General features: G+C 70.7%; 22 protein-coding genes. 16 read left to right on the top strand and 6 right to left on the bottom strand.

What is annotated here, in order from left to right; translation table 11 throughout:
* Nucleotides 1-14: 14 nt before the first annotated feature.
* Nucleotides 15-296 carry a DUF1883 domain-containing protein gene (locus L3Q67_RS30260; protein ID WP_499184831.1) on the top strand — a complete coding sequence of 94 codons (282 nt, stop codon included), beginning with the start codon at nucleotides 15-17 and terminating at the stop codon, nucleotides 294-296.
* On the opposite strand, the gene L3Q67_RS30255 is transcribed toward L3Q67_RS30260, so the two are convergent.
* On the bottom strand, nucleotides 279-989 hold the full coding sequence (locus tag L3Q67_RS30255) for a FadR/GntR family transcriptional regulator (protein ID WP_499184830.1): 711 nt from the start codon (nucleotides 987-989) through the stop codon (nucleotides 279-281). The two genes, L3Q67_RS30260 and L3Q67_RS30255, sit on opposite strands and share 18 nt — an antisense overlap.
* A gap of 165 nt (nucleotides 990-1,154) precedes the next feature.
* On the opposite strand from L3Q67_RS30255, the gene L3Q67_RS30250 reads away from it, so the two are divergent.
* From L3Q67_RS30250 to L3Q67_RS30220, 7 genes are read left to right on the top strand one after another with little or no spacing between them, the layout of a single operon-like run.
* Nucleotides 1,155-2,771 (top strand): ABC transporter substrate-binding protein, encoded by a 1,617-nt coding sequence (locus tag L3Q67_RS30250; RefSeq protein WP_499184829.1) that lies wholly within the window; start codon nucleotides 1,155-1,157, stop codon nucleotides 2,769-2,771.
* A gap of 18 nt (nucleotides 2,772-2,789) precedes the next feature.
* Nucleotides 2,790-3,749 carry an ABC transporter permease gene (locus tag L3Q67_RS30245; protein WP_499184828.1) on the top strand — a complete coding sequence of 320 codons (960 nt, stop codon included), beginning with the start codon at nucleotides 2,790-2,792 and terminating at the stop codon, nucleotides 3,747-3,749.
* Entirely contained in the window at nucleotides 3,746-5,674 is a 1,929-nt protein-coding gene (locus tag L3Q67_RS30240; RefSeq protein ID WP_499184827.1) for a dipeptide/oligopeptide/nickel ABC transporter permease/ATP-binding protein, read from the top strand. Before L3Q67_RS30245 ends, L3Q67_RS30240 begins: the two co-directional genes overlap by 4 nt.
* The gene (locus tag L3Q67_RS30235; RefSeq protein WP_499184826.1) at nucleotides 5,671-6,660 is read left to right on the top strand and encodes an ABC transporter ATP-binding protein; all 990 of its coding nucleotides are present in this window, start codon (nucleotides 5,671-5,673) and stop codon (nucleotides 6,658-6,660) included. The genes L3Q67_RS30240 and L3Q67_RS30235 overlap by 4 nt, the downstream gene beginning before the upstream one ends.
* Nucleotides 6,657-7,586, top strand: coding sequence for a dihydrodipicolinate synthase family protein (locus L3Q67_RS30230; protein WP_499184825.1), 930 nt, complete (start codon nucleotides 6,657-6,659; stop codon nucleotides 7,584-7,586). The genes L3Q67_RS30235 and L3Q67_RS30230 overlap by 4 nt, the downstream gene beginning before the upstream one ends.
* Complete coding sequence (locus L3Q67_RS30225; RefSeq protein ID WP_499184824.1) at nucleotides 7,586-9,586, top strand: beta-galactosidase; 2,001 nt, start codon at nucleotides 7,586-7,588, stop codon at nucleotides 9,584-9,586. The genes L3Q67_RS30230 and L3Q67_RS30225 overlap by 1 nt, the downstream gene beginning before the upstream one ends.
* The gene (locus L3Q67_RS30220) at nucleotides 9,583-11,424 is read left to right on the top strand and encodes a sialidase family protein (protein WP_499184823.1); all 1,842 of its coding nucleotides are present in this window, start codon (nucleotides 9,583-9,585) and stop codon (nucleotides 11,422-11,424) included. The genes L3Q67_RS30225 and L3Q67_RS30220 overlap by 4 nt, the downstream gene beginning before the upstream one ends.
* Before the next feature lie 75 nt (nucleotides 11,425-11,499).
* Here the strand turns inward: L3Q67_RS30220 and L3Q67_RS30215 are convergent, their stop codons facing one another.
* From L3Q67_RS30215 to L3Q67_RS30200, 4 genes are all read right to left on the bottom strand, one after another.
* Nucleotides 11,500-12,702 (bottom strand): IS30 family transposase, encoded by a 1,203-nt coding sequence (locus tag L3Q67_RS30215; protein ID WP_499184553.1) that lies wholly within the window; start codon nucleotides 12,700-12,702, stop codon nucleotides 11,500-11,502.
* A gap of 66 nt (nucleotides 12,703-12,768) precedes the next feature.
* The gene (locus L3Q67_RS30210; RefSeq protein ID WP_499184822.1) at nucleotides 12,769-15,156 is read right to left on the bottom strand and encodes an excinuclease ABC subunit UvrA; all 2,388 of its coding nucleotides are present in this window, start codon (nucleotides 15,154-15,156) and stop codon (nucleotides 12,769-12,771) included.
* 104 nt (nucleotides 15,157-15,260) lie between these two features.
* Nucleotides 15,261-15,551 (bottom strand): Dabb family protein, encoded by a 291-nt coding sequence (locus tag L3Q67_RS30205; RefSeq protein WP_499184821.1) that lies wholly within the window; start codon nucleotides 15,549-15,551, stop codon nucleotides 15,261-15,263.
* 10 nt (nucleotides 15,552-15,561) lie between these two features.
* Nucleotides 15,562-16,365 (bottom strand): peptidoglycan-binding domain-containing protein, encoded by an 804-nt coding sequence (locus tag L3Q67_RS30200; protein WP_499184820.1) that lies wholly within the window; start codon nucleotides 16,363-16,365, stop codon nucleotides 15,562-15,564.
* 105 nt (nucleotides 16,366-16,470) lie between these two features.
* On the opposite strand from L3Q67_RS30200, the gene L3Q67_RS30195 reads away from it, so the two are divergent.
* Nucleotides 16,471-16,782 (top strand): hypothetical protein, encoded by a 312-nt coding sequence (locus L3Q67_RS30195; RefSeq protein ID WP_499184819.1) that lies wholly within the window; start codon nucleotides 16,471-16,473, stop codon nucleotides 16,780-16,782.
* On the opposite strand, the gene L3Q67_RS30190 is transcribed toward L3Q67_RS30195, so the two are convergent.
* Nucleotides 16,764-17,894: a protein kinase family protein gene (locus tag L3Q67_RS30190; protein WP_499184818.1), complete on the bottom strand. Its 1,131-nt coding sequence runs from the start codon at nucleotides 17,892-17,894 to the stop codon at nucleotides 16,764-16,766. The genes L3Q67_RS30195 and L3Q67_RS30190 overlap by 19 nt on opposite strands.
* Nucleotides 17,895-17,992: 98 nt before the next feature.
* On the opposite strand from L3Q67_RS30190, the gene L3Q67_RS30185 reads away from it, so the two are divergent.
* From L3Q67_RS30185 to L3Q67_RS30155, 7 genes are all read left to right on the top strand, one after another.
* Nucleotides 17,993-18,739 carry a ZIP family metal transporter gene (locus L3Q67_RS30185; RefSeq protein ID WP_499184817.1) on the top strand — a complete coding sequence of 249 codons (747 nt, stop codon included), beginning with the start codon at nucleotides 17,993-17,995 and terminating at the stop codon, nucleotides 18,737-18,739.
* A 127-nt stretch (nucleotides 18,740-18,866) separates the two neighbouring features.
* Complete coding sequence (locus tag L3Q67_RS30180) at nucleotides 18,867-19,976, top strand: PrnB family protein (protein WP_499184816.1); 1,110 nt, start codon at nucleotides 18,867-18,869, stop codon at nucleotides 19,974-19,976.
* A 382-nt stretch (nucleotides 19,977-20,358) separates the two neighbouring features.
* Complete coding sequence (locus L3Q67_RS30175; protein ID WP_499184815.1) at nucleotides 20,359-21,720, top strand: ATP-binding protein; 1,362 nt, start codon at nucleotides 20,359-20,361, stop codon at nucleotides 21,718-21,720.
* 77 nt (nucleotides 21,721-21,797) lie between these two features.
* The gene (locus L3Q67_RS30170) at nucleotides 21,798-22,214 is read left to right on the top strand and encodes a roadblock/LC7 domain-containing protein (RefSeq protein ID WP_499184814.1); all 417 of its coding nucleotides are present in this window, start codon (nucleotides 21,798-21,800) and stop codon (nucleotides 22,212-22,214) included.
* Entirely contained in the window at nucleotides 22,211-22,570 is a 360-nt protein-coding gene (locus L3Q67_RS30165; protein WP_209667683.1) for a DUF742 domain-containing protein, read from the top strand. The genes L3Q67_RS30170 and L3Q67_RS30165 overlap by 4 nt, the downstream gene beginning before the upstream one ends.
* 76 nt (nucleotides 22,571-22,646) lie before the next feature.
* The gene (locus tag L3Q67_RS30160) at nucleotides 22,647-23,183 is read left to right on the top strand and encodes a GTP-binding protein (RefSeq protein ID WP_499191677.1); all 537 of its coding nucleotides are present in this window, start codon (nucleotides 22,647-22,649) and stop codon (nucleotides 23,181-23,183) included.
* Entirely contained in the window at nucleotides 23,180-24,445 is a 1,266-nt protein-coding gene (locus L3Q67_RS30155; protein WP_499184813.1) for a cytochrome P450, read from the top strand. Before L3Q67_RS30160 ends, L3Q67_RS30155 begins: the two co-directional genes overlap by 4 nt.
* The last annotated feature ends 38 nt before the right edge of the window (nucleotides 24,446-24,483 follow it).

Below are 24,483 nucleotides of genomic sequence, written 5' to 3'. Positions count from 1 at the left end.
GAATCGAGGATCCCGTGCACGACAAAGTTTTCGACCTGGGCATGGTGCAGCGCGAAACGGTGATCACCGTCCGCCTCAACACCATGGCCAACGTCCGCCTGCTGACCGAGGTCAACTACAACGCCTACCAGCGCAAGCAGTACTACAAGATGCACGGCGGCGTGGCGACCACCCCGCTGTTCAAGATCTCCGTGCCCGCCACCGCGCACTGGTATCTGGTGCTGGACGTGGAGGGCCTGGAACCACGCCCGCTGCACCCCCAGGTGAGCATCGCCCGGTCACGAACCCGGAGTTGATTCGCCGAAGCCGCCGTAGGGGCCCGCGTTCGCGCGCTTGCGCACTTCGTCGAAGTGCCGGTGCATGGCTTCGACGGCGGCGTCGGCGTCCCCGCGCACCAGCGCGTCGACGATGCGCTGGTGCCGCTTCGCCGTGCTCGCCGGGGACGAGGCCGGACCACCGACCTCGGCTTCGGTGGCGCGGTAGACGTCCCAGAACAACCCGGTCAGCTCGCGCGCGAGGGCGAAGCCCGCCTCCGCGCCGAGCAGGTCGTGGAACTCCCGGTCGGCCGCCGCGCTGTCCGGGCCCTTGCGGCGCATCCGGGCCACGCACGCCTCGAGTTCGCCGATCAGCTCCGGGCGGTGCATCGTGGCGACCCGCCGGGTCAGCTCGGTTTCGATCATTTCGCGCAGCTCCAGCAGATCACGCAGCCGCCCGACGTCACCGCGGCGGGTGCGGGTGCGGAACATCAGCCAGGTCTGCAGCGCCTCCGGCCCGCCGGAGCCGACGAAGGTGCCGTGGCCGTGGCGGACCTCGACGATGCCCAGCGCCTGCAGGGCTTTGATCGCCTCGCGGATGGACGTCCGGCTGACGCCGAGGTCGTCCATCAGGCTCAGCTCGGTCGGCATCGGCGCGCCGGACGGCAGTTCGCGCTCGACGATCAGGTCGATGATCTGGCGGGTGATCTCGGCACCACGTTGGGGACGCGCCACGATTGGTCTCCTCGGATACGTTCGGTCACCGACCGGTTGCGTCGGACATCGTACGTCATGCGACCCCTTGACCGGGTAGCGCGCCGCCTCCTACAGTTCGGCCCACGTCGGACATCCCACGTCCGATGACCACCATCGCCGTTGGTGCACACACCGGGAGACGCCATGCCCCACAGCCCGATCGGATCCGCGCGCCGGTTCAGCCGGCGCGACCTGCTTCGCTACTCCGCACTCGCGGGTGGCGCGGCGGCGTTCTCCTCGGCGCTGGCCGCCTGCGGTGGCGGACCGGCGTCGACCAACAAGACCGGCGACTCCACCGGCTCGATCACCGCGGTGCTCGGCTACGGCAACAACCAGTCGTGGGACCCGCTGCAGACCGCGTCGGCGTTCTCCATGGCGGCGAACCTGCACGTCTACGAATCGCTGGTCGAGGGCGACCCGATCACCCGCGAATCCTTCCCCGCGCTGGCCAAGGCGCTGCCGGCCGACCTCAACGCCACCACGCTCCGGTTCGACCTGCGCGAAGGCGCGAAGTGGCACGACGGGCAGCCGGTCGTCGCCGACGACGTGGTGTTCACCTACGCCCGCGCGCTCGACCCGAAGGAGAACGTGCTGGTGCACAGCTTCTTCTCGCACTGGCTGCAGGAGGTCCGCAAGTCCGGTGACCGCTCGGTCGAGTTCGTGCTGAAGTTCCCGTTCCCCTACGCGCTCGACCGCATCCAGACCTGCAAGATCCTGCCGAAGCACGTGTACGAGGGGAAGTGGGCGGACGCGGCCAGCGGCAAGGTCGTCGGCTCCGGGCCGTACCAGATCACCGAGCAGGCACCGTTGAGCCACACCGCGTTCGAGAAGTTCGCCGACTACAACGGCCCGCGCCCGGCCGCGTACCAGAAGATGCTGTGGAAATCGATCGTGGACGCCGCTCCCCGCGTCGCCGCGATCTCCGGGGCCGCGCCGGACGCGCAGATCGTGGAGAACATCCCCGCCGCGAACACCGAGCAACTGCGGGCCGCCGGGCGCACGGTCGAATTCGCCGACGGCGGCAACAACCTGTTCTTGCTGTTCAACACCGCGCACAAACCCTTCGACAACAAGCTGGTGCGCCAGGCGCTGCACTACGCGATCGACAACAAGAAGATGGTCGAGATCGGCCTCAAGGGCGCGGGCACGCCTGCCACCTCGTTCATCAACCCGGCACTGCCCGCCTCGCAACCGGCCGTGCACGACTTCGGCTACAACCCCGAGAAGGCCAAGGACCTGTTGCGCCAGGCAGGGGTGGACGGGCTGAGCATCTCACTGTCCACTTCGAACACCTCGCTGGTGGCCGACTGCGTCAAGGTGATCAAGGAGGGCTGGGACGCCATCGGCGTGCAGACCACCCTGGACTCCCAGGACACCAAGGCGCTGTTCTCCAAGCTGGACTCCGGTGCCGACTTCCAGGTGGTGGCGACCACGAACAACCCGCAGCAGTTCGGCAACGACCCGGACCTGCTCATCCGCTACTACTACGCCGAGAAGTCGCTGCTGATGAAGACCTACGCCCGCTGGACCGGCGCGGACGCCCAGGGGCTGCTCGCGCTGCAGGACCAGGCCGCCGCCGAGGTCGATCCCGGCAAGCGCGCCGCGCTGACCAAACAGCTGCTGGACCTGATCTCCGAGCACGCGGTCATCTACCCGGTGGTGTTCACCCAGCTCGGCACCGCCTGGGACCCGAAGGCGGTCAGCGGCGTGCGCGCGCAGGGTTATCCGGGCATCTACCTCAACCAGGCCAAGCCGGTCTGAGCCGGAGGGATCGCTCTCGTGGTCGTCATCGTGCGGATGCTCGCCGGGCGCGTGCTGGCCTTGGTGCCGCTGCTGCTCGGGGTCATCCTCTTCGTCTTCATCGTGATGCGCTTCTCCCCCACCGACCCGGCGCTGGCCGCGTTCGAGGGTGCCAACGTCAGCCAGGAGCAGCTCGAAGCGTTCCGCGAGGCCAACGGCCTCAACGACCCGCTGCCGCTGCAGTACGTGAACTTCGTCTGGCAGTTGCTGCAGGGCGACTTCGGCACCAGCGTGATCACCAAGCAGCCGGTCGGCGAGACCATCACCACCGCGCTGCCGCTGACCGTGCAGCTGACCCTGATGGGCCTTCTCATCGCGCTGGTGCTGGCGGTGCTGCTCGGCATCACCTCGGCGTTGTTCCGCGACCGCTGGCCGGACCAGCTGATCCGGCTGGTCAGCCTGGCCGGGGTGGCCGCGCCCGCGTTCTGGGTGGCGCTGCTGCTGGTGCAGTGGCTGGCCGTGGGCGAGGGCCTGTTCCCGACCAGCGGTTACGTCAGCATGAACGACTCGTTCGGCGGCTGGCTGAATTCGATGGCGCTGCCCGCGATCGCGCTGGCCATGCCGGTGGCGGCGCAGCTGACCCGCATCATCCGCACTTCCATGGTGGAGGAACTCGACCGCGACTACGTCCGGACCGCCCGCGGTGGCGGGCTGCCGCCGGTGGTCGTGGTCGGGCGCAACGTGCTGCGCAACGCGCTGGTCAACCCGCTCACCGTGCTCGGCCTGCGGGTCGGCTACCTGCTCGGCGGGGCCGTGGTGATCGAGACGATGTTCGCGCTGCCGGGAATGGGGCAGAACATGATCCAGGCCGTCAAGGACGGCGACACCGCCAAGGTGCAGGGCTTCGTGATCACGATCGCGATCGGCTTCGTGCTGGTCAACCTGATCGTCGACCTGCTGTACCTGCTGGCGAACCCGCGCCTGCGGAGCCACGCGTGAGCGGCGCCAGGCGGCTGGGCGCCGCTTCGTGGATCGCCGCCGGGGTGCTGGCGGCGCTGGTGCTGGTCGCGCTGTTCGGGGAGTTGTTCACCACGCACGACCCGAACGCGCTGAGCACCGACGCCGGTGGACCGGCGGGCGGGCACTGGTTCGGGACCGACCAGTCCGGCCGGGACGTCTTCTCGCGGCTGGTCGCCGGCACCCGCTGGTCGCTGGCGATCGGCCTGGGCGCGACCGCCCTCGCCCTGGTCGCGGGCGCGCTGCTCGGCTCACTCGCGGCGACCGCGGGCCGCCGGACCGACGCGGTGCTGATGCGGGTCCTCGACGTGGTGATGGCCTTCCCCGGCATCGCGCTGGCCGCGGTGCTGGTCGCGGTGTTCGGCCGCGGCATCGGCGTGCTGATCCTCGCGATCGCCTTCGTCAACATGCCGCCGATCGCCCGCGTGGTGCGGGCGAACGTGCTGGCCCAGTACAGCGAGGACTACGTCGACGCGGAACGGATCATCGGCGCGAAACGCCGGTTCATCCTCATCCGCCACGTCGCGGTCAACTGCGCGGCACCGGTGCTGGTGTTCTGCACGGTGATGGTCGCCGAGGCGATCGTGTTCGAGGCGTCGCTGTCGTTCATCGGCGCGGGCATCCAGCCACCCGACCCGTCGTGGGGCTCGGTGCTCTCCGACGGCAAGGACCTGGTGCTGATCGGCGGCTGGTGGGCCACAGTCTTCCCCGGGCTGCTCATCCTGCTCACCGTGCTCGCGCTGAACGTGTTGTCCGAGGGCATTTCCGACGCTTGGGCGGCGCCATCGGCCCGTAGCGCCAAGGCGGGCCGCGCGGCCAAGCAGGTCGCGCTCGAGGAGGCCGCGGAGAACACCGAGCCGGTGCTGCCCATTTCCGGGTTGCGCGAGGTCGGCACCCGGCTTTCGCGAACCGCTCGTCAGCTCGACGACCGGCCGCCGGTGCTCGAAGTGGACAGTCTGGCGATCTCCTTCCCCGACCGGCACAACGGGGTCGACGTGGTGGCCGGGGTGTCGTTCTCGGTGCGGGCGGGCGAGGTGCTCGGCCTGATCGGCGAGTCGGGTTGCGGCAAGTCGCTGACCTCGCTGTCGATCATGGGACTGCAACCGCGCGCGGCCAGGGTGACCGGGCAGATCCGGTTCGCCCAGCGCGACCTGCTCGCGCTGCGGCCCGCCGAGCGCCGCCGCCACCTCGGTCACGACATCTCGATGATCTACCAGGACGCGCTCAGCTCGCTGAACCCGGCGATGACCATCCGCTCGCAGCTCAAGCAGTTCACCCGGCGCGGCGGTACCCGCGGCCCGGCCGAGCTGCTGGAGCTGGTGAACCTGGATCCTCAAAGGACGCTCCGGGCCTATCCGCACGAGCTGTCCGGCGGGCAGCGCCAGCGGGTGCTGATCGCGATGGCGCTTTCCCGCAGCCCCAAGCTGATCGTCGCCGACGAGCCGACCACCGCGCTGGACGTCACGGTCCAGGCGCAGGTCATCTCGCTGCTGCTGCGCCTGCAGGAGGAACTCGGCTTCGCGCTGATCCTGGTTTCGCACGACCTCGCGCTGGTCTCCGAGGTGGCTGACCGCGTGGTGGTGATGTACGGCGGCCAGGTCGCCGAGACCGGCACGACCGCACGCGTGGTGGGCGCGCCGCGCCACCACTACACCCGCGGGCTGCTCAGCGCGGTGCTTTCGCTGGAGGCGAGCCAGGCGCGGCTCACGCAGATCAAGGGGGTGGTGCCCGCGCCCGCCGAGTTCCCGGACGGTTGCCGGTTCGCCGACCGCTGCCCGGCCGCCCGGTCCCGCTGCCGCACCGAGGCACCGGTCATCGCGGGCAAGGCGATGCAGCACCAGGTGGCCTGCCACTTCCCCGCAGAGATCGACGAAGAAGCCCTGCTCACCGAAGGAGCGCGGTCGTGAGCCTGCTCGAACTCGACGGCGTGCACGTGGTGCACCGGATCGCCGGTGACCGGCTGTTCGGCCGCGCCTCGGTGTACGCGCTGACCGACGCGCACTTGACGCTGAGCCCCGGCGAAACCGTGGGCGTGGTGGGCGAATCCGGCTGCGGGAAGTCCACTCTGGCCAAGGTGCTCGTCGGCCTGCAGCGGCCGACCGCGGGCACCGTGCGCTACCGGGGCGACTCGCTGTGGGAAATGCCCACCGCCGACCGGGGCGGGAAGTTCGGCCGGGACGTCGGCATGATCTTCCAGGACCCGGCCACCGCGCTGAACCGGCGGCTGGCGGTGTCCCGGATCATCCGCGACCCGCTCGACGTGCACCGCGTGGGCACGAGTGCGTCACGCACCGAGCGGGTGCGGGAGCTGATGTCCCTGGTCGGGCTGCCGGACAGCGTCGCGGACGCGGTCCCGGGCCAGCTGTCCGGCGGGCAGCGCCAGCGCGTGGCGATCGCCAGGGCGCTCGCGCTGGAGCCGTCGCTGCTGGTGGCCGACGAGCCGACCTCGGCGCTGGACGTCTCGGTCCGCGCGCAGATCCTCAACCTGCTCATCGACCTGCGTGAGAAGCTCGGCCTGGCGATGGTCTTCGTCTCCCACGACATCCAGACCGTGCGGAAGATGAGCGATCGCATCGTCACCATGTACCTCGGGCGCGTGGTCGAGGAAGCACCGGCCACCGAACTGCCCGGTGCGGCACGTCACCCGTACACCCGGGCGCTGTTCTCGGCCACGCCGAGCCTGCTGGACCCGGTCGAGCCGATCGTGCTGAGCGGGCCGGTGCCCTCGGCCACCGCGCCGCCGAGCGGCTGCGGATTCCGCACGCGGTGCCCCAAAGCGACCGGCGCCTGCGCCGAAGCACTGCCCCCGCTGTCCACCGGCTCGCCCGGTCACACCTATCGCTGCATCCACCCGGAAATGCCCGCCGAGACCATCGGAGTGAGCCCATCATGACCGCCACGCAGTTCGCCGGGGTCATCCCGCCCCTGTGCACCCCGCTGCACGACGACTGGACCGTCGACACCGCCTCCTTCCGGCGGCACATCGACGGCCAGCTGACCGCCGGAGTGCACGGGATCTTCGTGCTCGGCTCGTCCGGCGAGGTGCCCTTCCTTCCCGACGAGCACCGCCGCGTGGTGCTGGAGACCGCGGTGGACCAGGCCGCCGGGCGCGTGCCGGTGCTGGCCGGGTGCATCGACATGACCACCCTGCGCGTGCTCGCCCACGTCCGCGACGCCGAAGCCGCCGGTGCCGACGCGATCGTGGTCACCGCGCCCTACTACACGCGCACCCACGTGGCCGAGATCGAGCGGCACTTCCGGCTCATCCGCGAGCACACCGAGCTGCCGATCTTCGCCTACGACATCCCGGTGGCCGTGCACAACCGGCTGGACCGCGAGATGGTGCTGCGGCTGGCCGCCGAAGGGGTGCTCGCCGGGCTGAAGGACTCCAGCGGCGACGAGGCCGGGTTCCGGTTCGTGCTGCTGGGCAAGAAGGAACGCGGGCTCGACTCCTTCGCCGTGTTCACCGGTTCCGAATTGGTGGTGGACGCGGCGCTGTCGATGGGCGCGGACGGCGTGGTGCCCGGGCTGGCCAACGTCGACCCGGACGGGTACGTGGCCATCCACCGGCACGTGCTGGCCGGTGAGCTCGACGCCGCCCGGCGGATCCAGGAACGCCTGCTGCGCCTGTTCACCATCACCGACGTGGCACCGCCGGCGCGCATGGGCCGCGGCTCGGCCGCGCTCGGCGCGTTCAAGGCGGCCATGAAACTGCGCGGGTTCATCGACAACGCGGTGATGGCGCCGCCGCAACTGCCGCTCGACGCCGAGGAACTGCTGCAGATCAAGGAGAAACTCGCCGAATCGGGGCTGATCTGATGTTCGGGAAGATCCACTACGGCGCCGACTACAACCCGGAGCACTGGCCGGCCGAGGTCTGGGACTCCGACATCGAGCTGATGGCCGAGTCCGGGGTGACCATGGTGACCGCGGGCATCTTCTCCTGGGCGGGCGTGGAACCGCGGCCGGGCGAGTACGACTTCGGCTGGTTCGACACGGTGATGGACAAGCTCGGTGCCGCCGGTGTCGAGGTCTGCCTGGCCACGATGACCGCCTCTCCCCCGCCGTGGCTGACCCACCTGCACCCCGAGGTGCTGCCGGTGCGGGCGGACGGCACGCGGCTGTCCGCCGGTGCGCGCCAGCAGTTCTGCCCGTCCAGCGAGGTCTTCCGGCGTTACGCCACGCGGCTGGCCGAGCAGGTCGCCACCCGCTACGGCGACCACCCCGCGTTGTCGATGTGGCACATCGGCAACGAGTACGGCTGCCACATCCGGGCCTGCTACTGCGACATCTCGGCCGCGGACTTCCGGCGGTGGCTCACCGAGCGCTACGGCGACATCGCCGCGCTGAACAACGCCTGGAGCACCACCTTCTGGTCGCAGCAGTACGAAGACTGGGCCGAGGTGTTCCCGCCGCGGGTGGCGCCGACCTTCCCGAACCCGGCGCAGCAGCTGGACTTCCACCGGTTCTCCTCGGACGCCTCGCTCGGCTGCTACCTGGCCGAACAGCGGGTGCTGCGGCGGCTCACCCCGGACGTGCCGATCACCACCAACTTCGTCGGCCGGGTGCAGAAGTCGCTCGACTGGCACCGCTGGGTCCCGCACGAGGACGTGGTCAGCCTCGACTCCTACCCCGATCCGTACGACCCGCGGTCTCACGTCGAGGCCGCCTTCGCCTACGACCTGGTGCGCTCGCTCAAGGACGGCAAGCCGTGGATGCTGCTGGAGCAGGCACCCAGCGCGGTGAACTGGCGCAACCGCAACAGCCCCAAGGCCCCCGGTGAGATGCGGCTCGGCAGCTGGCAGGCGGTGGCCAGGGGCGCCGACGCGATCCTGTTCTTCCAGTGGCGGCAGACCAGCGGCGGCGCGGAGAAGTTCCACTCGGCGATGGTGCCGCACGGCGGCCGGGACACCCGCACCTTCCGCGAGGTGAGCGCGCTCGGCCGCGAGCTGGCCACGGTCTCGGAACTCGCGGGCACCAGGATCGACGCGGACGTGGCGATCCTGCACGACTGGGAAAGCTGGTGGGGACTGGAACTGGACTCCCACCCCTCCGGTGACCTCGACCAGCTCGAAACGCACCTGGCGCACTACGCGCCGCTGTTCGACGCGGGGATCACCTGCGACGTGGTGCACCCGGAGCGCGACCTGTCCGGGTACAAGCTGGTCGTGGTGCCGAGCCTGTACCTGATGGACGAGGCGGTCGCGGCCAATCTGCGCCGCTACGTCGAGCGCGGCGGGCACCTGGTGGTGTCGTTCTTCTCCGGCATCGTGGACGCCTGCGACCGCGCGTACCTCGGCGGTTATCCCGTGCCGCTGCGCGAAATCCTCGGGCTGCGGGTGGACGAGTTCTGGCCGCTGCCCGACGGCGGCTCGACCGTGGTGCGGTTCGCCGACGGGGCCGAAAGCGGCGCGACGGTGTGGTCGGAATGGGTCGAACTCGAAGGCGCCGAAGTGATCGCCGAGTTCGCCGGCGGTGAACTCGGCGGGCGCCCCGCGGTGACCAGGCACGAGTTCGGCGCCGGGGTCGCCTGGTACCTGGCCACCCGGCCGGACGCCGACGGCATGCGCGCGTTGTTCGACCGCGTCACGGCGGAGGCGTCGGCCGCTCCGGTGCTGCCGGGGCTGCCGGACGGGGTGCAGGCCGTGGTCCGCCGCGGCACCGGGCACGACTACCTGATCGTGCTCAACCACAACACCACCGACGTCACCGTGCCGCTGCCCGCACCCGCACCGGATCTACTGGGAGACCCCGGGGTCGCGCTGGACGAGGTCGTGCTCGGCTCGCGTGGTGTCGCTGTAGTGAGGAGAACCTCGTGAAGCGTGCGCTGCTCCTGGTCTGCCTGCTGCTGGCGGGATTCGCGGTACCCGCCGCGGCGGCTCCCGCCGTCTCGCTCGATCAGCAGGTGTTGTTCAAGGCTTCGCGGGATCCGGGGTATGCCTGCTTCCGGATCCCCGCCATCGTGAAGACGGCGCGCGGCACCCTGCTCGCCTTCGCCGAGGGCCGCGTCGACAACTGCGGTGACACCGGGGACATCGACCTGGTGCTCAAGCGGTCGGAGGACGGCGGGCGCACGTGGTCACCACTGCAGGTGGTCAACTCCGGTGATGGGGACACCCACGGCAACCCGGTACCCATCGTGGACCGGCAGACCGGGCGGATCGTGCTGGTCAGCACCTACAACGCGGGCCGCGACGACGACAAGGGCTGCGCCATCCCGTGCCCGCGCTTCCCGCACCAGCAGCACAGCGACGACGACGGCAAGACGTGGTCGGCTCCGCGGGACATCGGCGCGCAGGTCAAGCGTCCGGAATGGACAGCCTGGTACGCCTCGGGGCCGGTGCACGGCATCCAGCTGGAGAAGGGCCCGCACGCGGGACGGCTGGTGTTCGGCGTGAACGCGGAAACCGCCCGTGGCACCGATTCGGTGGAGAACCACGCGACGCTGATCTACAGCGACGACCACGGGGACAACTGGAAGATCGGTGCGCTGAACGACTTCCCGCACCCGGTCGGCACCACCTACACCCAGAAACCGCAGGAGATCAGCGTCGCCGAACTGGCCGACGGCACGGTCTACGCGGCCGGACGCGAGCAGGGCGGCACCGATGTCGGCAACCGGACGTTCGCCATCAGCCGCGACGGCGGCGAGTCGTTCAGCACCCCGTTCACCACGATCCCCGATCTGGTGACGCCGATCGTGCAGGGCTCGGTGCTGCGGTTGCAGCGGCCGGGCAAGCCGGAGCGGCTGCTGTTCTCGTCGCCGTCGGACACCGACCGGCGGCGGTGGATGATGATCCGTTCGTCCTACGACGGCGGGCGCAGCTGGGAAACCGTGGAGCAGGGCACGCGGCTGACGTCGGACTGGTCGGGGTACTCGGACCTGGTGCAGATCAGTGATCCGCGGTCCGCCGCGGTGGAAATCGGGCTGATGTACGAAGGCGGCCCGGTGGACGCACGCGACGAGATCCGGTTCGCCCGGTTCGACGAGGAGTACCTGGGCTGGAAGAACCCGGCCGGACCATCCACTCCGGACCATTCGCGGCGGCACGCGGACGCCACCGTCGTCGGCGAATCCTCCACTGTGGACGGACGCTTCGGACGCGCGGTGGCACTGGACGGCTACCTGCGGGTGCCCTACGACAGCGCCCAGTTGCCGGGCGCGGGTGAGTTCACCTGGAGCGGCTGGTTCCGCTACGGCGAGAACAAGAGCGACCAGGTGCTGACCTGGCTGGGCGGCATGGGCGGGACGGCCCCGCAGGTGTGGCTGCGGGCCGAACCCCGGCTGGGACGGCTGGTCGCCACGATGACCACCCCGGGCGGCACGAAGACGATTACCACGGGCAGCGCGTACGACGACCAGCGGTGGCACCACGTCGCCCTGCGGCGCACCGGCGGCAGCCTGACCCTGACCGTCGACGGCACCGAAGCCGCCACCGGCCCGGCACCGGCGGGTTCGGTCAGCCAGACCGTCTCGTGGCAGTTCATCGTGGGACAGCGGCTGGACAACACCCAGCGCTGGACCGGCGACCTGGACGAGATCCGCTTCCACCGCCGCGCACTCCCGGACGCCGACCTGACCCGCCTCCGCGAACAGAACGCCGCCGTCCCGGAAGGCCAGGTGCTCCACCTCCCCCTGGACCGGATCACCCGGTAGCTGCGATGTCACGAATGTGGCTTTGGGAGCGTATTCGGCCCCCAAAGCCAGGTGGTCTCAACCGATGGTTGCAACTTAGGTTGGTTGGGATAGTAGTTCACGTAGGCATCGGGCTGGTGTGTGCCAGCCCAGTGTCTGGCGTGGGCGGTTGTTGAGTTCGGTGGCGACGTGGGCGAGGTCTTGGGCGGTGTGGGTCGTCAGGTTGGTGTGTTTGGGGAAGTACTGGCGGAGTAGTCCGTTGGTGTTTTCGTTGGAGCCGCGTTGCCAGGGGCTGGCGGGGTCGGCGAAGTAGATGGGCATCCGGGTGGCCAGGGTGATGTCGGGGTGGCGGGCCATTTCGTTGCCGCGGTCCCAGGTCATGGAGCGGCGTAGATGCTGGGGCAGGGCGGTGATGGCGGGGATCATCGCGTCACGGACCTGTTCGGCGGTGTGCCCGTCGGGCAGGTGGAGCAGGATGACGAAGCGGGTGGAGCGCTCGACCAGGGTCCCGATCGCGGAGGTGTTGGCGCTGCCGAGGATGAGGTCGCCTTCCCAGTGTCCGGGTACTGCGCGGTCGGCGGCTTCGGCGGGGCGCTGGGAGATCGGGATCGGGTGGCCCAGTTTCGAGGTTTGCGCGCGGGCGCGGGCCCGGTTACGCGGGACCCGCAGTGCCCGCCCGGTGCGCAAACAGGCGGCCAGTTCCCGCCGCAGCGCACCCCGGGCCTGGACGAACAGTGATTGGTAGATCGCTTCCGGGCTGATGCGCATGCCGGGGTCGTCGGGGAACTGCTCGGGCAGGGTGGCGCTGATCTGCGCGGGGGACCATTTCTGGTTCAGCCCGGCCTGGACCTGCTCACGCAGTTGCCGGTGCACGGCCAGTTTCGCCGGTTTCGGCCGTTTGCCGCGTTCGCGGGCCAGTTCGTGCGCGACCGAGGCCCGGTAGTGTTCTCGCGCATCGGTGCCGGCGTGTTCGGTGCCCAGCACCCGGCCCACGGTGCGGTCGATCTCCCGGCCGATGGTGGACTTGTCCCGCCCCAGCCGGGCGGCGATCTGCGTGTTGGACTCACCCCGGGCGATCCCCACCGCGATCTCCTCCCGCTCGGCCAGGCTCAAAAACCGGCCCGACCCCGGCCGGGGAATCCTCGCGTTCGCACTCACCCCACCAGCCTGAGCGAACCACCGCCGCCCTGTCTCGTGCGACACGCCCACCACCCGCGACGCCGCCCGCACCGACAACCCCGCCCGCACCCCCTCCCAAAACCCCGCCACCACACCCACCGGCAACAACCGACGACCCATCACAACCCCTCCTCACTCAGGAGTTGCAACCACCGCTAGACACCGCGCCACATTTGTGACACTCGGCTAGCCGCCGACGTACTCCGCGAGGTGTTCGCCGGTGAGAGTGGAGCGCTTGGCGACCAGTTCGGCCGGGGTGCCTTCGAAGACGATCCGGCCGCCGTCGTGGCCGGCGCCCGGGCCGAGGTCGATGATCCAGTCGGCGTGCGCCATGACGGCCTGGTGGTGCTCGATCACGATGACCGACTTGCCCGCGTCCACCAGCCGGTCGAGCAGGGCGAGCAGGTGTTCGACGTCGGCCAGGTGCAGGCCCGTGGTCGGCTCGTCGAGGATGTAGATCCCGCCCTTGTCACCCATGTGCATGGCCAGCTTCAGCCGCTGCCGCTCGCCGCCCGAAAGGGTGGTCAGCGGCTGGCCGAGCTTGAGGTAACCGAGGCCGACGTCGGCGAGCCGGGTCAGGATCGCGTGCGCGGCCGGGGTGCGGGCTTCGCCCTCGCCGAAGAACTCCTCCGCCTCGGCCACCGACATCGCGAGCACCTCGCTGATGTCCCGGCCGCCGAAGCGCAGTTCGAGCACCGCGGCCTGGAACCGCTTGCCCTCGCACTGCTCGCACGGCGTGGCGACCCCGGCCATCAGGCCCAGGTCGGTGTAGATCACGCCGTTGCCGTTGCAGGTCGGGCACGCGCCTTCGGAGTTGGCGCTGAACAACGCCGGCTTCACGCCGTTGGCCTTGGCGAAGGCCTTGCGGATCGGCTCGAGCAGGCCGGTGTAGGTCGCCGGGTTGCTGCGCCGCGAGCCGCGGATCGCGCCCTGGTCCACCGAGATCACCCCGGCCGAGGTCGGCATGGAGCCGTGGACCAGTGAACTCTTGCCCGAACCGGCCACCCCGGTGATCGCGACCAGCACGCCGAGCGGGATGTCCACGTCGACCTCGCGCAGGTTGTGCCGGTCGGCGCCACGGATCTCCAGCACACCCGACGGCGTGCGCACGTCGGACTTGAGCTTGGCCCGGTCGTCGAGGTGACGGCCGGTGAGCGTGTCGCTGGCCCGCAGTTCCTCGATCGTGCCTTCGAAGCAGATCGAGCCGCCCCGCGAACCGGCGCCGGGACCGAGGTCGACCACGTGGTCGGCGATCGCGATGGCCTCCGGCTTGTGCTCCACCACGAGCACCGTGTTGCCCTTGTCCCGCAACTGGAGCAGCAGGTTGTTCATCCGCTGGATGTCGTGCGGGTGCAGGCCGATGGTCGGCTCGTCGAAGACGTAGGTGACGTCGGTCAGCGAGGACCCGAGGTGGCGGATCATCTTGGTGCGCTGCGCCTCACCACCGGACAGCGTGCCCGAAGACCGGTCGAGGGAGAGGTAACCCAGGCCGATCTCCACGAACGAGTCGAGGGTGTGCCGCAGCGTGGCCAGCAGCGGCGCCACCGACGGCTCCTTGAGCCCGCTGACCCATTCGGCGAGGTCGCTGATCTGCATCGCGCAGGCGTCGGCGATGCTCTTGCCCTTGATCTTCGAGGACCGGGCGGCCTCGGTGAGCCGGGTGCCGTCGCAGTCGGGGCAGGTGGTGAAGGTGACCGCGCGGTCGACGAAGGCCCGGATGTGCGGCTGCATCGCCTCGCGGTCCTTCGACAGGAACGACTTCTGGATCTTCGGGATCAAGCCCTCGTAGGTGAGGTTGATGCCGTTGACCTTGATCTTGATCGGCTCGTGGTAGAGGAAGTCCCGCAGCTCCTTCTTGGTGTACTTCCGGATCGGCTTGTCCGGGTCCACCAGCCCGGACTGGGCGTAGGTCTGCACCGTCCACTGGCTGTCCGACTTCCACCCCGGGATGGTGAACGCGCCCTCGGCCAGCGACTTCGAGTCGTCGTAGAGCTGGGTGAGGTCGATGTCGGAGACCGAGCCGCGGCCCTCGCACCGCGGGCACATGCCGCCGGTGATGGTGAAGTCGCGGCGCTCCTTGGTGGTCTTCCCGCCGCGTTCGAAGGTGACCGCGCCCGCCCCGCTGATCGAGGCGACGTTGAAGGAGAACGCCTGCGGCGAGCCGACGTGGGGCTTGCCGAGCCGGCTGAACAGGATGCGCAGCAGCGCGTTGGCGTCGGTGGCGGTGCCGACCGTGGACCGCGGGTTGGCCCCCATCCGCTCCTGGTCGACGATGATCGCCGTGGTCAGCCCGTCGAGCACGTCGACATCGGGCCGCGCCAGCGTCGGCATGAACCCCTGCACGAAGGTGCTGTAGGTCTCGTTGATCAGCCGCTGCGACTCCGCGGCGACCGTGCCGAACACCAGCGAACTCTTGCCCGAACCGGAGACCCCGGTGAACACCGTCAACCGGCGCTTCGGGATCTCCAGGCTGACGTCCTTGAGGTTGTTCACGCGCGCGCCGTGCACGCGGATCAGGTCATGGCTGTCCGCGGGGTGCGGCTCGGGCGTGCCCGTCCTCTTGGCCTTGCTCATCTTTTTCTCCATCGGTGCCTCGGCGCCGGCGTCGGCTGGCGCCTGTGGCGGTCACGCTAGGTGAGGCCCGAGGGCCCGCGCTTCTCGATTCCTGATCAGTCCGGTCACAGGGGCGCGTAGTCGATCTCGAGGAAGTCCTCGACCTCGGGCACCCAGCGCTGCGCGACGAAGGCGGTGTGCACGGGGTGCTCGTTGTAGGCGGTGTAGGCGTCCTGGTCGGCGAACTCCATCGAGAAGCCGAACCGGAAGTCGTTCTTGGCGCTGGTCTGCCGCAGCTGCTCGAACTTCTCCACGCCGGGGATGTCACCGAGGGCGAGCGCGGCGGTCAGGAATTCGCGTTCCTCGGCCGAACCGGGGGCGTGGCGGAGCCGGAACGCGACGGTGTGGCGGATCATGGAGCCAACCCTAGCCCGCCCGGCGGTATTCCTCCCAGGTCCGCTTCGGACTGACCTCCGGGCCGTCGTCCGGGCCGTGGTTCGCCAGGCCGTTGCGGCCGAGGTAGTAGTCGCCGCCCTGGTGCTGCGCGGGTGGCGAGAGGTCCGGGTCGGCCAGTGCGACAGCGTGGATGTGGGACTCCCAGTCACCCTGCGCCGGGGTGCGGTACCAGGCGGCGAACCCGACCGTGCGCAGCTCGCGCACCACCTTCACCGGCGTCACCCCGGTGACCGAGATGTCCAGCACGCCCCCGCCGTCGTGCGTACCCGCCGAAGTCGGGTCGCCGCCCGGGTTGTACGAACCCTGCGTGACCACCAGCGCGTGCCCGAGCCGTCCCTCCGCTTCGGCCAGCATCGCCTTGGTCCGCGTGTTCATCAGCGCGCCGCGGTAGGTCACCTTGGCACCCGGCACCAGCGTCCGCGTCACCGAGAACCGCTGTTCACCCAGCTTCAGCAGCGAGTTCCGCCCCGGGAAGCCGGAGGCGTCGAGCCCGCTGAGCCCCAGCGAACGCTGGTAGGCCGCGTACGCCTCGACGGTCCTCGTGCCGAAGTGCCCGTCGACGTACCCGGCGCCGAGCAGGCCCCGGGCGCTCAGCGCGCTCTCGACCGCCAGCACGCTGTCCCCGCTGCCCGGCGTCACCGCCGAATCCGCGCGCCGGGGATCGATTTGCGCGGCCTTGAGCACCGCCTCCATGTTCACCGCGGGCAGCGCGTGCGCGAGCCCGCCGCACAGCAACGTGAGGACAGCAGTGAGGACACCGATTCGCCTGAGCACGGCGTGAGCGTAGGCAGCTCGGTGACTGGCTCACCAGAGACAAATGTACTGAGTCAGGAGCAAACCTGAGGACATCCGGGCCCGGTTCCGCACTACGGTCGGGGCATGCGCCTGCTGCTCGCTCCCTCCGGTCCGGACCTGGCCGATCCCGACGACTGCACCCGCTTCCACGTCGAGGTGAGCGCGGACCTCGCCGGTGAACGGCTCCGCGGCCTGCTCGCCGAGCACGACCTCGGCAAGCTCGACGAGGGTGGCGACCACATTTTCGTCGCCACCGGCGCCCTGCGTGCCCTGGCGGGCGACCGCGTCGGCGACGACTGGGCCACCCGGTTCGACGGCATGCTGTCCTACGCCGCCTCGAAGGGCTGGCTCGACCAGTCGGGCACCCACGTCCGCGCTCACCTCGAACGGTCCTGATCGAGCCGCGCCACGATCTCCGCCAGTTCCGTCCAGGCGAGTTCCGTGTCCCCGGACCGGCTGTGCGGCGCCCGGAACCACGTGACGTAGGTGGCGACCTCGTCCAGGCGCTCCTCCGGTGAGTCTGGTCGATGGGCTTCGTGATCCAGGTGGTTCCTGGCGGTGCGGGCGATTCGGCCTCGTACTGGCCGTACTCGGCCGAGTCCGGCCGTGCCACCAGGGGCCACCTGGGCGCGAAGAGCGCGACCTTGACTCACCGGAGGAGCGCCTAGGTCCCAGCGCAGGCGGTAGCACGCCAGCGCGTCCGGGTCCGGCCGGTGGCCGGTCAGTTCGGCATACCGCTCGAGGCCCGCTTCGGTGGCGAAGGCGAGGTCGCGCTCGGGCACCGCGAGTCCCACGGTGTCCCAGTCGAGCAGCAGCCGGGACTCCCCGGCCCACAGCACGTTCCCGGGATGCGGTTCGCCGTGCGTCACCACCCGATCGGGGCTCAACCGCGCGATCCGGTGGTCCAGTTCGGCCAGCCGCCGCCGCAGCCCGGGTGCGTGCCCGGCCAGCAGTGCCCGCGCCGGTTCGGCATACGGTCCGCCCGACCACGCGTGGTCCAGTTCTCCGAGTGACGCCTCCAGCCGCGTCCGTAAGGCGAGGTCCGGGTCGAGCTGCGGCACCCGCGACGGCGGCTCGACGCCGTGCAGTCCGGCGAGCAGATCGGCCACCGAGCCGCGTGGTTCCTCCCCGAACCCGCCGGAAACCCCGTCCATGAAAGGGAAGACGCTCATCGCGTACCGCTCCCCCACCGGTCGCAGCGTCTCGCCACCCGGTGTGCGGATCGGAGCCACCACGAACGCCAGGCCACGTTCTTCGCGCAGGCTCCACGCGGTGTCCATGGCCTGTTCGAGGCCACGGCGGGCCGCGGCCGCGTCTGGTCCACAGTGGACCTTGTTCGCCAGGTTCGCCAGTGTGACGAACCAGCGGCGCCCATTCGCGCCGGTGGCGTTCCAGTGGTAGTCGCCGAAACCGACCGCGGCGTAGTCGAGCGCGACCACTTCGATGTCCCAGTCGGGCAGTACCGCACGCAGGTCCCGTTCGCCGGCTCCGTCCGGAAGATCCTTCATGTCGCGAAGCTAACCCGTCCGGTGTCGCGTGGCCCAGCGATTTCCCCGGTGACCTAGTACGGTTTTCCGGAGGAACTCGGTGAGGGGAGCGGGAAAAGGTGGAACTGCTCGCCGCCGGCGGCTGGGGCCTGCTGGCCGGTTCGGCGCTGCTGCTCGGCGCCCTGCTCGGCTACCTGGTCCGCATCCCGGCCGGGATCGTCGCCGCGATCATGGCCTTCGGCAGCGGGGTGCTGCTCTCGGCGGTCTCGTTCGAACTGATCGCCGAAGCCCACGAACGCGGCGGCCTCCTGGCCACCGCGATCGGCGCGCTTTCCGGCGCGATCATCTACACGCTGGCGAACGTGGTGCTGGCGCGCCGCGGCGCCCGGCACCGCAAGCGCTCCGGTGACCAGCAGCCCAGCGAAACCGAGCAGTCCGGCTCGGGCACGGCGATCGCGCTGGGCGCCCTGCTCGACGGCGTGCCGGAGTCCATGGTGATCGGCATGAGCCTGCTCGGCGGCGGGTCGGTCAGCACGGTCACCGTGCTCGCGGTGTTCATCAGCAACGTGCCCGAAGGCCTGTCGAGCGCGTCCGGCATGCGGCGCGCCGGGCGTGGTGCCAAGTACGTTTTCGCGCTGTGGGCCGGGATCGCGGTGATCAGCGCGGGCGCGGCGATGGTGGGCTACGGCCTGCTCGGCGGGGTCTCGGGGCCGGTGCTGGCCGCGATCACCGCGCTGGCGGGCGGCGCGATCCTGGCGATGATCGCCGACACGATGATCCCCGAGGCGTTCGCGGACGCGCACCTGTGGATCGGCCTGATCACCGTGGCGGGCTTCCTCACCGCGTTCGCCGTTTCGCACCTGTAAGGTCACCGCGGTGCGAGGGCAGCTTCACTCTGCTCCTTCCACGAAGTCCCTGGAATAAAAGGGAACGCGGGGAGCCCCCGGCTCCGGGCCGACCCGGCGGTCACCGGCGGACCATAGCATCGGGTCCATGGCACTCGGCGAGTACGACATCAGCGAAGAACGTGGTTTCCTGCCCGCGGTGGATCCGCTGGACGTGCTGCCGCCGTACTTCGAGCCGTGGGAGACCGCCGCGCGGGACATCGGCGCCCTGCTGATGACCGGCCGGATGCGCGAGGCCGTCGCCGCGCTGCCCGAGTTGTCGCCGGAGCGGCTGGCCACCCCGGCCGAACGCGAGCGCGCGATGCTGCTCCTCACCGGCCTCGCCGCCGCACACGTCCGGGCGAGCGACCCACCCGCGACCAGCGTCCCGGCCGTGCTCGCGCGCCCGTTGCACCGCCTGGCCGCCGCGCTGGACCGGCCGCCGATCATCGCGCACGCCTCGATCGTGCTCGCGAACTGGCGCCGCCTCGACCCGGCCCGGCCGCTGGGCACGGACAACATCGACACGCAGCTCACCTTCCTCGGCGGCGTCGACGAGAAGTGGTTCTACCTGGCCACCGCGGGCGTCGAACTGGCCGGTGCGCCCGGGCTGAAGCTGCTTGCCGAGGCGCAGGAAGCCGCCGCCGAGAACGACGCCGAGCGGCTGACCACCTGCCTCGGGTCGGTCCGGGAAGTGCTCGAACGCACCACCCGCGCCTTCCTCGACATCGAACGCTGGTGCGATCCGTACGTCTTCTACCACCGGGTCCGGCGTTTCCTCTCCGGCTGGTCCGGCGTCACGCTCGAAGGCACCGGCACACCCCCGCTGACGCTCGCCGGCGGCAGTGCCGCGCAGAGCTCGCTGATCCAGGCCTTCGACGCCGGGCTCGGCATCACCCACGACGACCCGCTCACCGCGGACTTCCTCGGCCTGATGCGCCGGTCCATGCCGCGGGCGCACCGGCGCTTCCTGCGGGAGCTGGACACCGGCCCGTCCGTGCGCGCCCGCGCCTCGGCGGCCGGGCACCCCCCGCTGACCGAGGCCTACGACGCCGCCGTGCGGGCGCTGACCGACCTGCGCGGCCAGCACATCGGACTCACCGGCCGGTACATCACCCGCTTCGAGCGCGGCGCGGGCAAAGGCACCGGCGGCAGCGACTTCGTGCCATTGCTGCGCCGCGCCCGTGCGGAAACCGCCGCGCGCCACCTGCGCCGGTGATCGCCCACTTCGGACAAATAAGCACACGGACCACCTCCCGCCGGTGAATGCGGCGGGCAATGACCCATTCATCGCATTGTGCCCTTCGCCGTTTTCGGATACGCGCAGCGAGGTTGACACCGCGTTCTCCCTCGATCAGGTACTTCGCGATTTCACTCGGATAGACCAAGGCAAAAGTGGTGGCCCACCCGGTCTGGTCCCGGTGGCGGCGGAGTACTACCATCCCTGACCTGTCAGCCCGGCCCGCCGTGGAGAAGCCCCCATTTTTCCGCATTCCGCGCAGGCCCGCGCCGACGGCAAAACAATGTGGTCCGACCGGAAAGAGAATTCACGAACTCCGGCGCGAAACCGCCGGCCGCCACGAACGACGAGGACCTGGACTATGTCGGAACAGCTGCCCGTTCGTCCCAGCACGCAGCGGGAAACCGGCCGGGCCGCGCTCATCGCGCTGGCCGCCGCCGTGGTGGTCGCCGGGCTGTGGTTGTGGGTGGTCCTGGTGCTCCCGGCCGACGGGCGCGGGCCGGTCGTCACCCTCGCCGTGCTCACCGGGCTGGCGCTCTGCGCGGCCGCCTTCGCCGCGGTCCTGCGCACCGGGCAGCTCGAACGGACGCGGACGGAGATCCACACCGCGCGCACCGCCGTCGACGCCCACGACGCCGAACTGGCCAAGCTGGCCGAGCACACCCTGCCGGCCGCCGTGGCGATGCTGCGCGACGGCGCGTCCGCGGACACCGTGTTCGCCGAGATCCCCCGTCCGCCGGGAGAGCACCACGCCCGGCTGCTGCGCGCGATGGTCTGGGAGATCAGCGTCGGCGAACGGCGGCGGGCCGCGGCCACGGCCGCCTGCGCGAACGCCGCAGGCCGGGTGCAGGCGCTGGCCACCAGCATGCTGGCCAACCTCCGCGAGCTGCAGAACCGCGCCTCCGAGGACTTCCTCGGCGACCTGATGGTGCTCGACCACAGCACCGCGCAGACCGGCAGGCTCGCGGACAGCATCGCGGTGCTCACCGGCGCCCGCTCCGGCCGCCGCTGGACCAAGCCGATCGTGATGGAGAGCGTGCTGCGCGGCGCGATGGGCCGGGTCGGCGCGTACCAGCGCATCCGGGTCCACTCGACGAGCACCGCGGCGGTCGCCGGGTACGCGGCCGAGGACGTGATGCACGCGCTGGCCGAGCTGATGGACAACGGCACCCGGTTCTCCGCGCCGTCGGAAGAGGTCCACGTCTACGTCGAGGACCTGCACAACGGCGTGGTGGTCACCGTCGAGGACGGCGGCCTCGGCATGAAACCGCAGGCGCTGCTCCGGGCCGAGGCGGCGGTGGCCACCACCAGGCCGCTGGACCTGACCGCGCTCACCGGCACCCGGCTCGGCCTGGCCGTGGTCGGCTGCCTGGCCCGCAAGCACGACCTGCACGTGTTCTTCCGGCCGTCCTCGCGCGGCGGCACCGGCGTGGTGCTGCGCATCCCGAACCAGCTGATCACCCAGGCCCGCCAGGACCCGATCGAACTGACCCCGCGGCAGCAGCCACCGCGCGAACTGCCCGAGCCGGCGACCGTCGGCGCGCCCGTGATCGAGCAGGCGGAGAGCGCCGGGCTGCCGAAGCGGCCGCGCGGGCAGACACTGGCCGCCTCCCGGCCCTCCCCCGCCCCGCGCGGCGACACCCCGCGGCCGCGGACGGACTCCGGTTCCCGCTTCGGTGCCTACCAGGCGGGCCGGGCGCGGAAACCGGACACCGACCGGTGATCCCCGCCGTCCACGCCCGAGCCGTCCACCCCCGATGAGCAGATGGGAGCGCGGGGCAGTTCCTGCCCTGAAACTCGATGAACACGACTGATCCGAGCCTCGAGTGGCTGCTGGAGAACCTGGTGCGCAACACCCCCGGCGCCCGCCACGCGCTGGTGCTGTCCAGGGACGGGCTCAAGCTCTGCCACACCCCCGCACTCGGCGTCGACCAGGCCGACCAGCTGGCCGCGATCGCCGCCGGGGTGCAGTCGCTGTGCTATGGCGCTTCGGTGGAGTTCGGCGACGGCACCGGTGGCGTGCGCAACTCGATGACCGAGTTCCACGGCGGGCTGCTGTTCATCGTCGACGCCGGTGAGGGCGCGCACCTCGCGGTGATCGCCGCCGAGGACGCCGACGTCGGCCTCATCGGGCACAACATGGACGAACTCGTCGAGCAGATCGGCGCGTACCTGACCGCACCGCCGCGCCATGCGCAGCCCAGCGCGCTGACATGACGCGCGGGCCGCTCGAGGACGAGAACCCGGACCGGCTGTACACCGTCACGGGCGGGCGCAGCCGGGCCGAGGAGATCGACCTCGACCTGGTCACGCTGATCGTCAGCGAAACCGAGCCCTACCCCGGCATGCAGTCCGAGCACGCGCGGATCCTGCAGCTGGGCCGGCACCCGACCTCGGTGGTCGAACTGGCCTCGGAGCTCGGGCTGCCGGTCAGCGTGGTCCGCATCCTGGTGGCCGACCTGCTGCGCGCCGGCCGCGTCTCCGCCCGCCACCCGACCGCCGTCGGCCCCGGGACCGATCTGCCCGAGCTGGAATTCCTGAAGAAGGTGCTCGTTGGACTCCGCAATCTCTGACTCGGCAATCTCCGACCCGGCCACCCCGCCCACCCGGACCCCCCTGCGCGGGTCCGCGTCGCACGGGCTGAAGATCGTGGTGGTCGGCGGCTTCGGTGTCGGCAAGACCACGATGGTCCGCTCGGTCAGCGAGATCCGGCCGCTGAGCACCGAGGAGACGATGACCCAGGCCGGTGCGGGCGTGGACTTCAACTCGGGCGCGCCGGGCAAGTCCACCACCACGGTGGCCTTCGACTTCGGGCGGATCAGCCTGGACGAGAAGATGGTGCTCTACCTGTTCGGCGCCCCCGGCCAGGAGCGGTTCTGGTTCCTGTGGGACCGGCTGTTCTCCGGCACGCTCGGCGCGGTGGTGCTGGTGGACACCCGTCGGCTGGCCGACTCGTGGTACGCCATCGACCGCCTCGAACACCACGGCACGCCGTTCATCGTGGCGCGCAACAACTTCGGCCCGCCGGCGCACGACCTCGACGACGTGCGCGAGGCGCTGTCCCTGCCCGGCGAGGTCCCGCTGATCGACTGCGACGCGCGGCGGCGGGAGTCCTCGAAGCAGGTCCTGATCGCCCTCGTCGACCACCTCTACGCACTGACCGCTGCCCGGGAGACCACACGATGACCGAGTTCCGCCACGCCGCCGATCCCGCCTGGCCCGGGGAACGGGTCCGGCTCTACGGGCCGGAGTTCAACCACGACCCCGGCGCGCTCTACGCCGCCATCCGCGAGGAGTACGGGCCGGTGGCGCCGATCCTGCTCGACGGCGACATCCCGGCGTGGTTCGTCTCCGGTTACCGCGAGATGCACCGCGTCACCAGTGATTCGCAGTTGTTCGCCAGGGACACGCGCCGGTGGAACGAATGGGACCGCGTCCCGGCCGACTGGCCGCTGCTGCCGTACGTGGCGCACAACCCGTCGGTGATGTTCACCGAGGGACCCGAGCACCGCCGCCGCGCGGGCGCGATCAGCGACGCGCTCGCCGCGGTGGACCAGTTCGAGCTGGGCGCGCACTGCGAGCGGATCGCCGACCGGCTGGTGGACGCGTTCGCCGGCACCGGCGAGGCGGACCTGGTCACGCAGTACGCGCTGCGCATCCCGCTGCTGGCGGTGGCGAAGATGTACGGCATGCCGGAGGCGGAGACCCCGGCGCTGGTGCGTGACGTGGCGATCTCGCTGGACGTCGGCCCGGACGCGATGAACGCGCACCTGCGGGTGCAGTCGGCGATGCGCGCGCTGGTGGCGCACAAGCGCGACTTCCCCGGCGCCGACGTCCCGTCGCAGCTGCTGCGCTCGGGGTTGTCGGAGGAGGAGATCGTCCAGGACCTGCTCGTGGTGACCGCGGCCGCGCAGCAGCCGACGGCGAGCTGGATCGGCAACACCATCCGGCTGATGCTGACCGACCTCCGGTTCGCGATGACCCTGTCCGGCGGGCGCGGCAGCGTCGGGCAGGCGCTCAACGAGGTGCTGTGGCACGACACGCCGACGCAGAACTTCATCGGCCGCTTCGCCACCCGTGACACGCAGCTGGGCGGGCAGCGGGTGCGCGCGGGCGACCTGCTGGTGATGGGCCTGGCCGCGGCGAACTCGGATCCGCTGGTGCGCCAGGAAGCCACCCCGGGTTCGCTGGGCAACCACGCGCACATGTCGTTCGGCCACGGGGAGCACGGGTGCCCGTACCCGGCGCCGGAGGTGGCCGAGGTGATCGCCAGGACCACCATCGAGGTGCTGCTCGACCGGCTGCCGGACCTCGCGCTGGCGGTGCCGGCCGACGCGCTGGTGTGGCGGCCGTCGGTGTGGATGCGCGGGCTGGAAAGCCTGCCCGTCAGCTTCACCCCGACCTACGTGGCCGGTGACCTGGGTTCGGCGGCCACCGGCGCCTGGTGAGCGGCCGGGGCGGCCTTCTTCACCCGGCGCGGGGCGAA

The organism is Saccharothrix sp. AJ9571, assembly GCF_021725495.1.
Taxonomy (GTDB): Bacteria; Actinomycetota; Actinomycetes; order Mycobacteriales; family Pseudonocardiaceae; genus Amycolatopsis; species Amycolatopsis magusensis.
Note: the sequence above shows the minus strand (reverse complement) of the source record. Positions and strands in the feature narration are given on the sequence as shown.

Bases quoted from the DNA above. Each gene is read 5' to 3' on its own strand.
- L3Q67_RS30250 (WP_499184829.1), top strand. From the start codon at position 1,155: ATGCCCCACAGCCCGATCGGATCCGCGCGCCGGTTCAGCCGGCGCGAC.
- L3Q67_RS30230 (WP_499184825.1), top strand. From the start codon at position 6,657: ATGACCGCCACGCAGTTCGCCGGGGTCATCCCGCCCCTGTGCACCCCG.
- L3Q67_RS30225 (WP_499184824.1), top strand. From the start codon at position 7,586: ATGTTCGGGAAGATCCACTACGGCGCCGACTACAACCCGGAGCACTGG.
- L3Q67_RS30215 (WP_499184553.1), bottom strand. From the start codon at position 12,702: ATGGGTCGTCGGTTGTTGCCGGTGGGTGTGGTGGCGGGGTTTTGGGAG.
- L3Q67_RS30210 (WP_499184822.1), bottom strand. From the start codon at position 15,156: ATGAGCAAGGCCAAGAGGACGGGCACGCCCGAGCCGCACCCCGCGGAC.
- L3Q67_RS30205 (WP_499184821.1), bottom strand. From the start codon at position 15,551: ATGATCCGCCACACCGTCGCGTTCCGGCTCCGCCACGCCCCCGGTTCG.
- L3Q67_RS30195 (WP_499184819.1), top strand. From the start codon at position 16,471: ATGCGCCTGCTGCTCGCTCCCTCCGGTCCGGACCTGGCCGATCCCGAC.
- L3Q67_RS30190 (WP_499184818.1), bottom strand. From the start codon at position 17,894: ATGAAGGATCTTCCGGACGGAGCCGGCGAACGGGACCTGCGTGCGGTA.
- L3Q67_RS30180 (WP_499184816.1), top strand. From the start codon at position 18,867: ATGGCACTCGGCGAGTACGACATCAGCGAAGAACGTGGTTTCCTGCCC.
- L3Q67_RS30175 (WP_499184815.1), top strand. From the start codon at position 20,359: ATGTCGGAACAGCTGCCCGTTCGTCCCAGCACGCAGCGGGAAACCGGC.
- L3Q67_RS30170 (WP_499184814.1), top strand. From the start codon at position 21,798: ATGAACACGACTGATCCGAGCCTCGAGTGGCTGCTGGAGAACCTGGTG.
- L3Q67_RS30165 (WP_209667683.1), top strand. From the start codon at position 22,211: ATGACGCGCGGGCCGCTCGAGGACGAGAACCCGGACCGGCTGTACACC.
- L3Q67_RS30155 (WP_499184813.1), top strand. From the start codon at position 23,180: ATGACCGAGTTCCGCCACGCCGCCGATCCCGCCTGGCCCGGGGAACGG.